15 protein-coding genes are annotated in these 14,079 nt (G+C 63.6%); 13 read left to right on the top strand and 2 right to left on the bottom strand.

Annotated elements, in window-relative coordinates; all coding sequences use genetic code 11:
- The first annotated feature begins 72 nt into the window (after positions 1-72).
- The 4 genes from mmgD to ilvA all read left to right on the top strand — a co-directional run bounded on the left by mmgD (position 73) and on the right by ilvA (position 4,937).
- Complete coding sequence (gene mmgD, locus J3481_RS05635; RefSeq protein WP_206830326.1) at positions 73-1,185, top strand: citrate synthase; 1,113 nt, start codon at positions 73-75, stop codon at positions 1,183-1,185.
- Between the two features lie 92 nt (positions 1,186-1,277).
- Positions 1,278-2,723, top strand: a complete 1,446-nt coding sequence (locus tag J3481_RS05630; protein ID WP_206830327.1) for a bifunctional 2-methylcitrate dehydratase/aconitate hydratase — start codon at positions 1,278-1,280, stop codon at positions 2,721-2,723.
- A gap of 15 nt (positions 2,724-2,738) precedes the next feature.
- Positions 2,739-3,662: a methylisocitrate lyase gene (gene prpB, locus J3481_RS05625; protein ID WP_206830328.1), complete on the top strand. Its 924-nt coding sequence runs from the start codon at positions 2,739-2,741 to the stop codon at positions 3,660-3,662.
- Between the two features lie 51 nt (positions 3,663-3,713).
- Positions 3,714-4,937 (top strand): threonine ammonia-lyase, encoded by a 1,224-nt coding sequence (ilvA, locus tag J3481_RS05620; protein ID WP_206830329.1) that lies wholly within the window; start codon positions 3,714-3,716, stop codon positions 4,935-4,937.
- 46 nt (positions 4,938-4,983) lie between these two features.
- On the opposite strand, the gene J3481_RS05615 is transcribed toward ilvA, so the two are convergent.
- A complete protein-coding gene (locus tag J3481_RS05615; protein WP_328702018.1) occupies positions 4,984-5,565 on the bottom strand; it encodes a hypothetical protein in 582 nt (193 codons plus the stop codon).
- A 255-nt stretch (positions 5,566-5,820) separates the two neighbouring features.
- Here J3481_RS05615 and J3481_RS05610 point away from each other — a divergent pair, with 255 nt between their 5' ends.
- Positions 5,821-7,851 carry an ATP-dependent Clp protease ATP-binding subunit gene (locus J3481_RS05610; protein ID WP_206830331.1) on the top strand — a complete coding sequence of 677 codons (2,031 nt, stop codon included), beginning with the start codon at positions 5,821-5,823 and terminating at the stop codon, positions 7,849-7,851.
- 55 nt (positions 7,852-7,906) lie between these two features.
- Here J3481_RS05610 and J3481_RS05605 read toward each other — a convergent pair whose 3' ends face one another.
- Positions 7,907-8,257, bottom strand: a complete 351-nt coding sequence (locus J3481_RS05605) for a hypothetical protein (RefSeq protein ID WP_206830332.1) — start codon at positions 8,255-8,257, stop codon at positions 7,907-7,909.
- Between the two features lie 313 nt (positions 8,258-8,570).
- Between J3481_RS05605 and J3481_RS05600 the strand changes: the two genes are divergently transcribed.
- From J3481_RS05600 to J3481_RS05565, 8 genes are all read left to right on the top strand, one after another.
- Entirely contained in the window at positions 8,571-9,179 is a 609-nt protein-coding gene (locus J3481_RS05600; RefSeq protein WP_206830333.1) for a TetR/AcrR family transcriptional regulator, read from the top strand.
- A 70-nt stretch (positions 9,180-9,249) separates the two neighbouring features.
- A complete protein-coding gene (gene paaA / locus J3481_RS05595; RefSeq protein WP_206830334.1) occupies positions 9,250-10,185 on the top strand; it encodes a 1,2-phenylacetyl-CoA epoxidase subunit PaaA in 936 nt (311 codons plus the stop codon).
- A gap of 12 nt (positions 10,186-10,197) precedes the next feature.
- A complete protein-coding gene (locus tag J3481_RS05590; RefSeq protein WP_206830335.1) occupies positions 10,198-10,575 on the top strand; it encodes a phenylacetic acid degradation protein in 378 nt (125 codons plus the stop codon).
- Positions 10,576-10,580: 5 nt separating this feature from the next.
- A complete protein-coding gene (paaC, locus tag J3481_RS05585; RefSeq protein WP_328702013.1) occupies positions 10,581-11,369 on the top strand; it encodes a 1,2-phenylacetyl-CoA epoxidase subunit PaaC in 789 nt (262 codons plus the stop codon).
- A gap of 12 nt (positions 11,370-11,381) precedes the next feature.
- The gene (gene paaD, locus J3481_RS05580; protein WP_206830336.1) at positions 11,382-11,846 is read left to right on the top strand and encodes a 1,2-phenylacetyl-CoA epoxidase subunit PaaD; all 465 of its coding nucleotides are present in this window, start codon (positions 11,382-11,384) and stop codon (positions 11,844-11,846) included.
- A gap of 101 nt (positions 11,847-11,947) precedes the next feature.
- A complete protein-coding gene (locus tag J3481_RS05575) occupies positions 11,948-13,270 on the top strand; it encodes a phenylacetate--CoA ligase family protein (protein ID WP_206830377.1) in 1,323 nt (440 codons plus the stop codon).
- Between the two features lie 54 nt (positions 13,271-13,324).
- Positions 13,325-13,633, top strand: a complete 309-nt coding sequence (locus J3481_RS05570; protein WP_206830337.1) for an EthD family reductase — start codon at positions 13,325-13,327, stop codon at positions 13,631-13,633.
- Between the two features lies 1 nt (position 13,634).
- Positions 13,635-14,048 carry a thioesterase family protein gene (locus tag J3481_RS05565; protein WP_328702014.1) on the top strand — a complete coding sequence of 138 codons (414 nt, stop codon included), beginning with the start codon at positions 13,635-13,637 and terminating at the stop codon, positions 14,046-14,048.
- The last annotated feature ends 31 nt before the right edge of the window (positions 14,049-14,079 follow it).

Here is a 14,079-nt window from a genome sequence, read left to right as displayed (position 1 = left end):
TAACCGCTATCGAAACGGGGTGCCATGGCCGCTCCGGCCGCTCCTCACGGCGCCCGACGAGGAGGCTAACGCATGACCGAAGCGTACAGACCCGGGTTGGAAAACGTGATCGCCTGCGAGACCGAGATTTCGTTTTTGGACGTCGACCACGAAGAGATTGTGTTGCGCGGATACGACCTGATCGATCTGGCCAAAAAAGTGTCGTATATTGATATCATTGGCCTGCTGATTGACAAGCGCTTGCCTAATGAGGAAGAGCGCAAGGACATCGAGCGCGCCCTGAAGGCGCACCAACAGGTGCCGTTGAACATCTGGACCATCTTGAAGCAACTCCCTTCCACGACCCATCCGATGGACATGCTGCGCACCGGCGTTTCCGCGCTGTCGGGCTTTGACCCCGACCTCGGAGATCAGTCGCCTGAAGCCAACCGCAATCGCGCGATTCGGCTCCTGGCGCAGGTGCCGCAGATTGTGGCCGCGAGCCATCACATCGCGCAGGGCCGTGAGCCGTTTGCGCCGCGGGAGGATCTCTCGTTTGTGGCCAACGGCCTGTACATGATCACGGGGCGCGAGCCGAGCGCAGACGAAGTCAGGTATTTCGATCAGGTGCTCATGGTCTACTGCGAGCACGAGTTGCCGAATTCCACCTTTGCGGCGCGCGTCATCACCTCGACGCTGTCGGACATGTACGGCGCGCTCACAGGGGCGGTGGCGTCCCTGAAGGGACCGCTGCACGGCGGGGCGAACGAGGCGGTCATGGAGATGTTGCTCGAAGCGAAGACCGTCGAGGGTTTCGAACAGCTCATTCGCGCCAAACTCGCCAACAAAGAGAAGATCATGGGCTTTGGGCATCGCGTGTACATGCGCAAGATGGATCCTCGCGCTCAGATGATGAAGGAAGCTCTGCAGGAGATGGCCGGATCGAACGCGGAGGCGAAGAAGTGGCTCGACATGTGCGTGGCGGGCGAGACCATCATGCGCGAAGAAAAGGGTCTGTACCCGAACCTCGACTACTATGCGGCGCCGGTCATGTACATGCTCGGGATTCCAGTGCCGCTGTTTACGCCGGTGTTTTTCGCGGCGCGCGTGGTGGGGCTGTCCGCGCACGTCATGGAGCAGTTGGCGAACAACCGCATCTTCCGCCCACGCGTGTTGTACAAGGGCCCGCGCGGCCTGAAGGCCTGACGCCGGATTCCCGGAAGTGCCGAAGACGACGTGGTGTGATCATCGGGCGGCATCGCCGCCCGTCATTTTGCTGTGTGCAGGGGGAATGAAGAATGAGTGCGACAGTGGATCGCCAGGGCGGTCGCCCGTTTGACGATGTGATGGTCCAGATGACGGACTACGTGCTGAAGCCCGAGGTGGCGAGCGAGGAGGCGCTTCACATCGCGCGCCACGTGCTGATGGACACGCTCGGGGTCGGGATCTTGGCGCTGTCATTTCCGGAGTGCGCAAAGCACATCGGCCCCTACGTACCGGGAGCTTCGATGCCGGGCGGTGTTCGGGTGCCGGGCACCAAGTACGAGCTCGATCCCGTCCAGGCCGCGTTCAACATCGGCGCGATGATCCGCTGGCTGGACTACAACGACACCTGGCTCGCGATGGAGTGGGGACATCCGTCGGACAACCTGGGCGGCATCCTCGCGGTGGCGGACTACGTGAGCCGCGAGGCGCGCAGGCGGGGGAAGCGGCCGATGACCATCCGCGAAGTGCTGGAGCGGATGGTGCAGGCGCACGAGATCCAAGGCGTGCTCGCGCTGGAGAACAGCCTGAATCGCCGCGGGCTCGATCACGTCCTGTTCGTCAAGGTGGCTTCGACCGCGGTGACCACCGCCATGCTCGGCGGCTCGCGTGAACAAATTCAGAATGCCATTTCGAACGCGTGGATCGACAATGCGCCGCTTCGCACCTATCGCCACGCGCCCAACACCGGATCGCGCAAGTCGTGGGCGGCGGGCGACGCGACGAGCCGCGCCGTGTGGCTCGCCTTCATGGCCCTGCGCGACGAGATGGGCTACCCCAGCGCGCTCACCGCGCCGCAGTGGGGCTTCAACGATGTGGTCATGGGCGGCAAGCCCATTGTGCTCGCGCGGCCGCTCGGCTCGTACGTCATGGAAAACGTGCTCCTGAAGATCTCCTTCCCGGCCGAGTTCCACGCGCAGACGGCGGTGGAGTGCGCGTTCCAGCTTCACCCACAGGTGAAGGACCGGCTGGACGAGATCGAGCGTATCGTGATCACCACGCACGAGTCGGCCATTCGCATCATCGACAAGAAGGGGCCGCTCCACAACCCGGCGGATCGGGATCACTGCATCCAGTACATGGTCGCGGTGGGGCTCATCTACGGCGATCTGCGGGCGGAACACTACGAGGACGAGACGGCGAGCGATCCGCGGATCGACGCGCTGCGCGAAAAGATGGAGGTCGTCGAGGATCCGCGCTACAGCAAGGATTACCTCGATCCCGACAAGCGGTCCATCGCAAACGCGGTTCAGATCTTCTTCCGCGACGGATCGCACACGGAAAAGGTGGAAGTGGAGTATCCCATCGGCCATCGCCGGCGCCGCGCGGAAGGGCTGCCGAAAGTCATCGAAAAGTTCCGCGCCAACCTGTTGACGCGCTTTCCGGAGAAGCGCACCGAGCGCATTCTCGATCTGTGCCTGGATGCGGAGCGGCTGCACGAGACGCCGGTGGACGAGTTCATGGAGTTGTTCGTGATCTGAGAGGGGGCGTGAGCGTTGGCGTGGCTGGTGGAAGAACAACCGAGCCAAGAGCAACTGGCCAAGCGGTTTCTTGAACGGATCCAAGAACCGCGGATCCTGAAGATCCCCGGGGCGCACGACGGGCTCACGGCCCGCATTGCCAAACAGGCCGGATTTGAGGCCCTCTACCTCTCCGGCGCTGCGTATACCGCAAGCCGAGGGCTACCCGATTTGGGCATCGTTTATTCGAACGAAGTCGCCGAGCGCGCGGCCGATCTCGTCCGCGCCTCGGGGCTCCCCGTTCTCGTCGACATCGACACGGGGTACGGCGGCGTGTTGAACGTCGCCCGCACGGCCAAGGAGATGGTCGAGGCGCGCGTGGCGGCTGTGCAGATTGAGGATCAGGTGATGCCGAAGAAGTGCGGCCACCTGAATGGCAAGAAGCTCGTCGAGCCGTCGGAGATGGTCGAGAAAATCCGCATGTTGAAGACCGTGGCGCCCACGCTCGTGGTGGTGGCGCGCTCGGACGCGAAGAGCGTGGAGGGCCTCGATGCGCTCGTGGAACGCGCCAATCGGTACGTGGAGGCGGGGGCCGACGCCGTGTTCCCGGAAGCCTTGACGACCGAGGAGGAATTTCGCTATGTTGCGGAGCGGGTTCATGTTCCGCTGCTCGCCAACATGACGGAATTCGGGCGAACGCCCTATTACACGGCGGATCAATTCGAGTCGTGGGGCTACCGGATGGTGATTTACCCCGTGACCAGCGTGCGGGTGGCCGCCAAAGCGATTGAACGCGTGTTCGAGGCCATTCAGCGCGAGGGAACGCAAAAGTCCTTTCTATCCGAGATGCAGTCGCGCGAAGAGCTGTACAAGACCATTCGCTACTTCGACTACGAAGCGCTCGACGAGCACATCGCCAAGACGGTGCTCGAGGACTCCATGAAGCGGGCGGATGGCTAAAGAGACAGGGCGGGCCGCTGTGGCCCGCCCGCTTTAGGGAGGAAGAGTCGTTTGCAGGAACGGTCGCTGCCCACGCTGCAAGATATCGAGCGGGCGCGCGAGCGAATTCGCGGAAGCGCGCTGTACACACCGCTTGACTACTCCGAGACGTTCTCGCGTCTGTCGGACAACGAGATCTATCTCAAGCTGGAAAACCTGCAGAAGACGGGATCGTTCAAACTTCGCGGCGCCCTGAACAAGATCACGTCGCTCGCGGAAGAGGGGGCGCTCGAGGGCGTCATTGCCGCGTCCGCGGGCAACCACGCGCAGGGCGTGGCGTACGCGGCGAGAGGGCGCGGCGTGCCGTGCACCATCGTGATGCCGGAAGGGGCGAGTTTGGCCAAGATCATGGCGACGCAGCGGTACGGCGCTCGCGTGGTGCTCCACGGCGACGACTACGACGCGGCATACGGCCACGCGAGCGAGATCGCGATGCGCGAAGGGCTCACTTACATCCACGCCTTCGACGATCCCGACATCATCGCCGGCCAGGGAACCATTGGCCTTGAGATCGCGGAGCAACTGCCGGACGTGGGCGCGGTGGTCGTGCCCATGGGCGGGGGCGGGCTCGCGGCGGGAATCGCCATCGCTTTGAAATCGCTCCGCCCTGACGTCAAAATCTACGGCGTCCAGGCAAAGGCTGTGCCGGCGTTTCGGCGCGCGCTCGATCTCGGCGCCGTGGAGACGGTGACGGCGGAGCCGACCATCGCGGACGGCATCGCCGTGCGGCGGCCCGGCGTCCTCACGTTTGAGGCGGCCCGGCGGTACATCGACGATGTGGTCGTGGTGGAGGAGGACGAGATCGCACGGGCGATGATCCTGCTTATGGAGCGGTCGAAATTGGTCGTCGAGGGCGCGGCGGCGACCACCATCGCGGCCGTGTTGGGGAAAAAGGTGCCAGGCGGTCTCGGCAAGGTGGTGGCCGTGCTGTCGGGAGGAAATGTCGACGTGGTGGTCCTGTCGAGGATCATCGAGCACGGATTGGTCGAATCGGGCCGATACCTGCGGCTCGCGGTTACCATTCAGGATCGGGTCGGCGCGCTGCGGGATCTGCTCGACATCGTCGCCCGGCTTCGTGCGAACGTGCTCACGGTGCACCACCAGCGCGTGGGCTCGCACATTCACCTCGGGCAGACGGAGGTCGAGATCGACCTGGAAACGCGCGATCACGCCCACATCCAGCTCATCTGCGACACCCTGCGGCAGGCGGGCTACGATCCGGTCATCCGGGACTGATGGCCGAGTGCAACGCCCCCGGTTCCGCATCCAAAGAGGGCCGGGTTTACACCCAGCCCCCGCCATTGTTGTTGGAGTCGTCAAATGGCCCGTTGTCAAACGGCCCGTTCTGAAAGCCGTCGTCGCGGAAGTCCACCTGGTTGTCCCAGGGCTCTGCCGATCCCCAGTCCTGGAACTGCCCCGGATCCACCGGGTTGCCATTCGGATCGTACACGTCGCCGTGGTCCATCATGATCTGCTGCTGCAGTTGCTCAATCTCGTCCTGCTGAATGATGTTCTGCTGCAGAAGCGCGTCGATCATCTGCTGATCTTCCATCTGGCGGAACATCTCGTACTGCATGGCGTCGATCCGGCCCTGCTCAAAGAGCCACGACAGCAGCGCGCCTGCCGCCATGCCGCCGAGGAACGAACCGGCGCCGCCGAAACCTGGGCGATAGCCTCCGTAAGGCGGTGTCACGTCGTACGTCGGGCCGTAATTCGGGCCGTAACTGGACTGGAACGGGCCCTGGCTGTACGGACCGCCCTGGTACGACTGGAACGGGCCGCGGCGGTACACGGGGCCGCTCTGGTTTCGGCGAGCAAACAGGAGCACCAGCAGAATGACGATCACGACGAGCAGAAGAATCACCAACAAAGGGCTCACCTCGCCTTTGGAGTATCCTTATGATAGCGCGATTTCTCGTGTATGAACCACCGCATGGGCGAAAAAAGTGTTGCAACCGGCGGACAACGTGCTATAATTGGTCAAGGAAAGACAAAGTCAACTTGCGCGGTGCCAAAAGGTCAAAGTTAGTCAATATCAACGCGTTGCGCGCTTTGCTTCTCTCAGCCGCGCGGTGTCGCGTTTCAGCCTGACGATGTTGCAAGCGAGGAGGTGGCCACAATGCCATTCATCCATCCTGAATTCATTTTGGGCGGTCCTTTCCCGTTCGATGATGTGCTTCGTCAGATGAGCGGCCAGCCCATGGGGCAGCCCGTGCAGACGCTGCCTGGCGGCGGGAGACACGGTGGCGTGCTCGAGCAGTTTGGCCGCAATCTGACGGAGCTCGCGAAGGCCGGGAAAATCGATCCCCTGATCGGCCGCGAGGACGAGATCGAGCGCACGCTGGAGATCCTGAATCGGCGCAACAAGAACAATCCGGTACTCATCGGTGAGCCGGGCGTGGGGAAGACGGCCATTGTCGAAGGCATCGCCCTGCGCATCGCCGAAGGGCGTGTTCCCAAAAAGCTCTTGGGAAAGACGATATACGCGCTCGACGTGGCTTCGCTGGTGGCGGATACGGGGATCCGGGGCCAATTCGAGAGCCGCATGAAGCAACTCATCGCCGAGCTTGAGTCTCGCAAGGACGTCATTGCGTTTATCGACGAAATCCATCTGTTGGTCGGGGCCGGCGCATCGCAGGGAGGGCTCGACGCCGGGAACATCCTCAAGCCCGCCTTGGCGCGGGGCGACATCCAGGTCATTGGGGCCACGACGCTCGACGAATATCGCCAGATCGAGAAAGATCCGGCGCTTGAGCGCAGGTTCCAGCCCGTCATGGTGGACGAGCCGTCCGTCGAGGAGGCCGTGCGCATTCTCGAAGGGCTACGGCCGAGGTACGAGGCGTATCACGGCGTGCGCTACACGGACGCCGCGATTCGCGCGTGCGTGACGCTGTCTCACCGGTACATTGGCGATCGTTTCCTGCCCGACAAGGCCATCGACCTCATGGACGAGGCCGGATCGAAGGCCAACTTGCACAGCGCAGGGGATCGCGCGAGCATCGAGGAGCGCCTCGCCGCCATCGCGAAGGAGAAGGAGGCGGCGATTCGTCGCGAGGCGTATGAACGAGCGGCGGAGTTGAAGGCTGAAGAAGAGAGACTTCGCGCAGAACTTGTCCACGCGGCAGATGCGCCGGATGTGCCCATCGTCGACGAGGAGCAGATCGCAGCGATTGTCGAGGCGAAGACGGGCATCCCGGTGACGCGGATGCAGGCGGACGAACTGGCGAAGTTGAAAAACCTGGAGTCCGATCTCGCCGCCGTCGTGATCGGCCAGGACGAGGCCGTGCGCCAGGTGGCTCGAGCCATTCGCCGCAGCCGGGTTGGGCTTCGCAAGGGCGATCGGCCTATCGGGAGCTTCCTGTTCGTCGGCCCGACCGGCGTCGGGAAAACCGAGATGGCGCGGCGGCTCGCGGAAATCCTCTTCGGATCGAAGGACGCGATGATCCGTCTCGACATGAGCGAGTACATGGAGAAACACTCGGTGTCGAAGCTCATCGGCGCGCCGCCCGGGTACGTGGGATACGAGCAGGCGGGCCAGTTGACGGAGCAGGTTCGCCGCCACCCGTACAGCCTGATTCTGGTGGACGAGATCGAAAAGGCGCACCCGGACGTGCAGCACATCTTCCTCCAGATCATGGAGGACGGGCGCCTGACCGACAGCCAGGGTCGAACGGTGAGCTTCAAGGACACACTCATCATCATGACGTCGAACGCCGGCGAGGTGGAGCGGAAGAGCCACGTCGGCTTCACCACGAAGCCCGACGAGGAAGAGCGCACCGATGTCGATCTCGGCGATCTCTCCGCGTACTTCAAGCCGGAGTTTCTGAACCGGTTTGACGCGATCGTGCGATTCCGTCCGTTGGGCCAAGCCGAGGTGCGTCGCATCGTCGAGCTGATGCTCGGAGAGGTGCGCGAGCTTCTCGCGGAGCGGGGCGTGACGCTTTCTTGGAGCGAGGAGGCCGTGCATTGGCTCGCGAAGCGCGGTTATCACCCGGCCTTCGGGGCGCGGCCGCTTCGCCGCACGGTGCAGACGTACGTCGAGGATCCGATTGCGGATCGGCTGATGGACGCTGAGGTACACGAGGTGCGCCTGGAAGTGGAAGGAGACGCTCTCGTGGTGCGGACGCCAGAGCCTGTTCTGGCCGAGTGACAAAGATGAGCGCGGGGTGCTCCCTGTCAGGGGCCCCCGCGCTTTGTGTTGCTCATCACCAGAAGAAAAGCCCGAACAGCGCGTAAATGATGAGAAACGGCACAGCCCATCGCACCCACGCGCCTCCATAGCCGTATCCCGGGCCAGGGACGCCATAGGGGGGCATGCCGTAGCCGGGGGCGCCCATGGGACGAGGGCCAAAGCCGCCGTACGCGAGGACGGGATCGACACCCTTCGCATCGCCATCCGTCAGAATCAGAGACGGCACGGCGTGGGATGGTGGAGACAGCACGACCACGCGGCCATCGTCCGTCACTCGCTCGATCAGGCCCTGGTGCTGCCCGTATGGGGTGCGAAACGTGACCCAACGCCCGACGAGGCGTTCACAATCCGCTCGATTACACATCGTTTCACCCCCTAACTGATCTCCACCTTATGTCGTGACCGACTTCGCCGTCGCGGTCTCTGTCCGGGGGCGATGCGCCCAGCCGGAGGGGGCAGCTACCGCACTTGCGCCCGTCGTCAAGGAAGAGGGGAAGCACCCGCCAAGAAGAAGTGAACTTTTTTCAAACCTTTCAGAAAGCCTTTACATGCGCGTCGATTCGATCGAAAATAACGTTAAAGGCGCATCCCTTGCTTGCGCAGCGATGGGATGCGTCGTATAATGAATGTAAACAAGCAAGCGCTTGCTTTTCTGTTCTGCAGGAGGGGAGACGAGGATGCCGAGGCCGAGTCAGAAAGACCAAATTCTCGCCGCGGCGAGAAGATTGTTCAGCGAAAAGGGGTATCACGGAACGACGATTCGCGAAATCGCGGTCGAGGCCGGGGTGCTCTCCGGCAGCCTGTACGCGCACATTGAATCCAAAGAAGACTTATTATTCGAAATTGCGGATGAAGGGGCAGAGGCGTTTCTGCTCGCTGCTCGCTCTGTTGAGTCGAAATGGAGGAATCCGGTCGATCGTCTGCGCGAGGGACTTCGCGCACACATCCGCGTGGTGGCTGACAAGCAGGAGTCCGCGAAGGTGTTCTTTCACGAGTGGCGAGCTCTCTCCGATGATCGCCGAGCGGTGATTCAGGCGAAGCGGGATCGGTACGAGGCGCACTGGCGGAAGTGGATTGACGAGGGCATGGCGCAAGGGGCAGTTCGGAAAGCGGACTCGAAGTTCGTTCGCTTGTGCCTGCTGTCGGTCGCAAACTGGGTGTATCAGTGGTATCGGCCTGGCGGTGAACTGACGCCGGAGGACATCGCGGAACACTTCTGGGCTCTGCTCTTCAACGGCATTGGCGCCGAACAGAACGCGGCATGTGAGTTGCTGGGCGAGGCCTGAAGAGCCGTTGGCCGCCGTGAAGTCGGAACCATGTCGCCATGTTGCCATCGGTAGGGGAGGCGAACGCGAGATGCCAGATGCTCGCATGGAAGAGTTCATGGCGCGAATTGAGCGCGGAGACAAGATTGAGGCACACGATTGGATGCCCGAGGATTATCGACTCCTGTTGTTGCGTCTTATCCATATGCATGCGGTCAGCGAAATCATGGGCGCCTATCCGGAGAAGGAGTGGGTTCCCAAGGCGCCGACTCTGCGCCGGAAGATGTCGCTCGCGGCCAAGGTTCAGGACGAGATCGGCCATGGCCAGCTGCTTCTGCGGGTGGCCGAAGACTTGGCGGCGCCGCTGGGTCGCCATCGCGTCGATCTCATGGATGACGTCATCACGGGTCGGGTCAAGTTCCACAACGTGTTTCACATGGAGGCGCCGACGTGGGCGGACGCCGGGATCATCGGGTGGCTGGTGGACGGTGCCGCCATCATCACGCAGACGGCGCTGCTCGACTGCTCGTACGCGCCGTACGCGCGGGTGCTGAAGCGCATCTGCGCGGAAGAGAGCTTCCACATGCAACACGGGGAGTCCATCATTCTGTCGCTGGCCGAGGGTGAACCGTGGCAGCGCGAGATGTTGCAGGAAGCGTTGAATCGTTGGTGGGAGGCCATCCTCTTCTTCTTCGGGCCGCCTGTGGTCACCGACGCGGCGCGGCGCATGATGGAGTATCGCATCCGCTCTCGCACCAATGAGGAATTGCGCCAGAAATTCCTGACGAGGTACGTGCCGCGCATTCGGGCCGTGGGCCTTGAAATTCCCGATTCGGCGCTCCGATACGACGATGAGGCGGGACTGTGGCGATACACGGAACCCGATTGGGAGCGGTTGTCGCGCATGGTCCGGGACAACACGGGGCCGAAGTCGCAGGAGCGGATTTCGCTGCGCCGCAGAGCCCACCAAGATCAGGCGTGGGTTCGCGAAGCGCTCCTCAGGGCGCGCGCGGCAGCAGCGGTGTGAGAGGTGAGCCAGATGGCGATGACACAGATGGAGAAAGAACCTGCGCAGGAGCTCAATGCGAACACGAGCTACGATGTCTACGAAATCTTTGTCCAGGCGTCCGATCTCGACCCCCACGTCCACGTGGGAAGTCTCCTCGCGCCTTCGCCCGAATGGGCTCTGCAACTCGCTCGCGAGAACTTCCTGCGGCGCGCGCAGGCGGTGAGCGTGTGGGCCGTGCGCCGCGGCGACGTTCACGGGACGCCTGACGATCCCGACTGGTTTGCGCGCGAGTTCGATCGCAAGTACCGGGACGTGTCCGGCTACGCCGACAACGCTCGCCGATGGAAGCGGTTTAAGGCGCAGGCCATGCATATCGACGACGTGATCGCGGACGTGCGAAAGGAGTGAGCGTGGTGGCGCGAGACAGTGGCATGCTGGACAGAGGCCGCATCCTTGGCGATCTCGCCCTGCAGCTCGGCGATGAGGAGTTGTTCCTCGGCCACCGGGACTCCGAGTGGCTCGGCCTTGCTCCCGAGATCGAGGAAGACGTGGCGTTTGCGTCCATGGCGCAGGACGAGGTGCGTCATGCGGCGTTCTGGTACGAATTGGCGGAGACGGCCGGGATGGGGCAGGCGGACGCCCTCGCTTTCGATCGCCCGGCGACAGACCGTCGACACGCGGCCCTCTGCGCCAGGCCCAACGGCGATTGGGCGCATACGGTGCTCCGCCATTACCTGTACGACGCCTGGGATGCGGTTCGGCTCATGGCGCTGGCTGAGGCCGGAGAGGAGACCGTTGCGCAGGGCGCTCGGCGCATGTTGCGGGAAGAACACTACCATCACCTGCATATGGAGAAGTGGGTGGTGGATCTCGGCCGCGCGGGCGGCGAAGCAGGGCAACGGCTTCTAAAGGCGTTCCAAGCGCTGCTTCCGGATCTTCCCCATCTCGCCGCATTCGCCGTGGATCCGCAGGCGCTGGTCGATCTCGGCATCCTCGCGCGACCTCTGCCGGACTTGCGACGCGAGTTTGTGGCGCGAATCTCGCCGACTTTGGCCAAGGCGGGCTTGCCCGTTCATCCCGTCGAGGCGGCTCTGGCCGCGCAGCCGGAGGACCGAGCGCGCTCTGTTGCGCCGCTTGCGGATGCGGAGGAGCTTCTTTCCACGATGAACGGCGTTCGCAGCTTGGGCGCGGCCGCGTGGTGAGGGGGGATCTCCGTGTCGACACGTCCGTTGTCCGAAGAGGCCGTGTGGCAGGCGCTCGCGCGCGTGCCGGATCCGGAATTGCCCGTGGTGAGTGTGATCGATCTCGGCATGGTCAAGTCGGTCGCGGTGGACGAACGGGGGGCGCGTGTGGAGCTCATCCCCACGTTTCTCGGCTGTCCGGCGCTGGGCTGGATTGCGGAGAAGGTGCGGGCCGCCTTGGCGGAGGAGGGGCTGCACGCGGAGGTGGACTTCGCGCTCGACGTGGTCTGGGAACCGAGCCGCATCACGCCCGAGGGGATCGCGAAGTTGCGTCAGATGGGCGTGGCCGTTCCGGCCCGGCGTGATCGCGCGCCTGTCGCATGTCCCTACTGCGGCGCGCACGACACCGAGATCGAGAGCCTGTTTGGCCCGACGCCGTGCCGAGCCGTGTACTACTGCCGAGCTTGCCGCCAGCCGTTTGAGGCGATGAAACCGTAAGCGCCGCAGCGAGACGAGAAGCTGTTCAAACTTGGATGGAAGCGCTTGCACAGCGTCGGCCGCGTGCGTGCCGACGAGACGGGAGGCGAATGCAGGTGGCCATGATGTACCAGCCGGAGTTAGAGACGATGCCCCGCGCGGCCCTGGAGGCGCTGCAGCTTGAGCGACTCCGCCTCGTGCTGGAGCGGGTGTACGCGCGGGTGCCGTTGTATCGCGCTCGGTTCGACGAAGCGGGCGTCAAGCCCTCAGATTTGCGCACGCTGGCCGATCTCGCCCGCTTTCCCTTCACGCGCAAGCAGGACTTGCGCGATCACTACCCGCTTGGCCTTCTGGCCGTGGATAAGCGCTCGGTGGCGCGCATCCACGGCTCGTCCGGCACGAAGGGCAAGCCGACGCTCGTCTCCTACACCAAGGGCGATCTCGACCGATGGAGCGAGATCGTCGCGAGGTCCATTGTGACGGCGGGCGGCAGACCTGGAGACGTGTTTCACGTCATCTACGGGTACGGCCTGTTCACAGGCGGGCTCGGCTTTCACTACGGCGCTGAGCGGCTGGGCATGACCGTGGTGCCGGTCTCGGGCGGACAGACGGCTCGCCAGGCGACGCTGATGGAGGATCTGCGGCCGCGCGGGATCGCGGGCACGCCGTCGTACTGCCTGACCATCGCCGAACACATGAAGGCCGAGGGCAAGGACCCGCGCGCGGTCGGGATCGAGTATGGGATCTTCGGGGCGGAGCCCTGGACGGAAGAGATGCGGCAGAAACTCGAGGACGCCTATGGGCTCAAGGCGATGGACGTGTACGGGCTCTCGGAGGTGATTGGGCCTGGCGTCGGGATCGAGTGCGTGGATGCACAGGAAGGGCTTCACATCGCGGAAGATCACTTTCTCGTCGAGGTCATTGATCCAGAGACGCTCGAACCTGTGCCCCCGGGGACGTACGGCGAGCTGGTGTTCACCACGCTCACGAAGGAAGCCATGCCTGTGGTGCGCTATCGCACGGGGGATGTCGCGGCTCTTATCCCCGAGCCGTGTCGCTGCGGCCGGACGCACGTGCGCATGACGCGCATCAAGGGCCGGATCGACGACATGCTCATCGTGCGCGGCGTGAACGTGTTCCCCTCGGAAATTGAGGCGGTGCTGTTCGCGACCGAGGGACTTGCACCTCACTATCAGATTGTGGTGGAGCGCGAGAGCGGCCTGGATCGGCTGACGGTGCTCGTCGAGCTGGACGTGGTGGGGGCGAGCCAAGCGGGAGGTTGTGCCGATTCGGGCGCCGAACAGGCCTTGTGCGCCCGCGTTGCATCGCGGCTGCGCGACGTGCTTGGCCTCAGCACGGACGTCCGGGCCGTGCCGGCCGGAAGCCTGCCGCGCAGCGAGGGCAAGGCTCAGCGCGTCGTGGATCGGCGACACGTGTACGCCTGACGCCGTCGCCGCGCCGGACATTCATTTCCTATGCCAGAAAGGACGAGATGAGGTATGATCAAACTGATTGCTCTGTACAAGAAACCTGCGGACGTGGAGGCATTCGAGGCACATTATCGCGAGGTCCACTTGCCGCTTGTTGCGAAAGTGCCGGGGCTCGTTCGCGCCGAGGTGACGCGCATCCAGTCCGACGCCATGGGCGGCGAGGCGCCCTACTATCTGATGGCGGAGATGTACTTCGAGAACGAGGAGACGTTCAAACAGGCCATGAAGTCGCCGGAGAACAAGGCTGCGGCCAAGGACGTCATGAGCTTCGCGGGCGAGATCGTCACCATGATGGTCGGGCGCGTCGACGAGGGGTGACGTGTTGGCGGAGGTGGAGACCATGCGGGAAGGACTGGCCCCGGGCCAGGTCAAGACCTGGGAGATCACGGTGACGGAGGACATGTGCCCATCGTTCCTCGGAAAGCGCGTACATCCCGTTCTGTCGACGGCGACCATGATTTCATACATGGAATGGGTGGCCCGGCGGACCATCCTCGATTATCTCGAAGAGGACGAGGAAGGCATCGGTCACAGCGTTTCGGTTCGGCACCTGGCGCCCGCGCCTGTCGGCAAGCGCGTGTCGTTTTACGCCGAGGTGACGCGCGTCGAGGGGCCGAGAGTGGATTGCCGCGTCTGGGCGGAGCACGACAAGGCCCGGATCGGCGAGGGCGAGGTCGTGCAGTACATCTTGCCGAAGGAGAAGATCGCGGCGCGGATTCGCGCCATGGCGTGACGGCGCGGGCCGAGAAGAGAAGGGAGATCGA

Source organism: Alicyclobacillus fructus (genome assembly GCF_017329605.1).
GTDB lineage: Bacteria > Bacillota > Bacilli > Alicyclobacillales > Alicyclobacillaceae > Alicyclobacillus > Alicyclobacillus fructus.
This window is presented reverse-complemented; position numbering and strand designations above follow the sequence as displayed.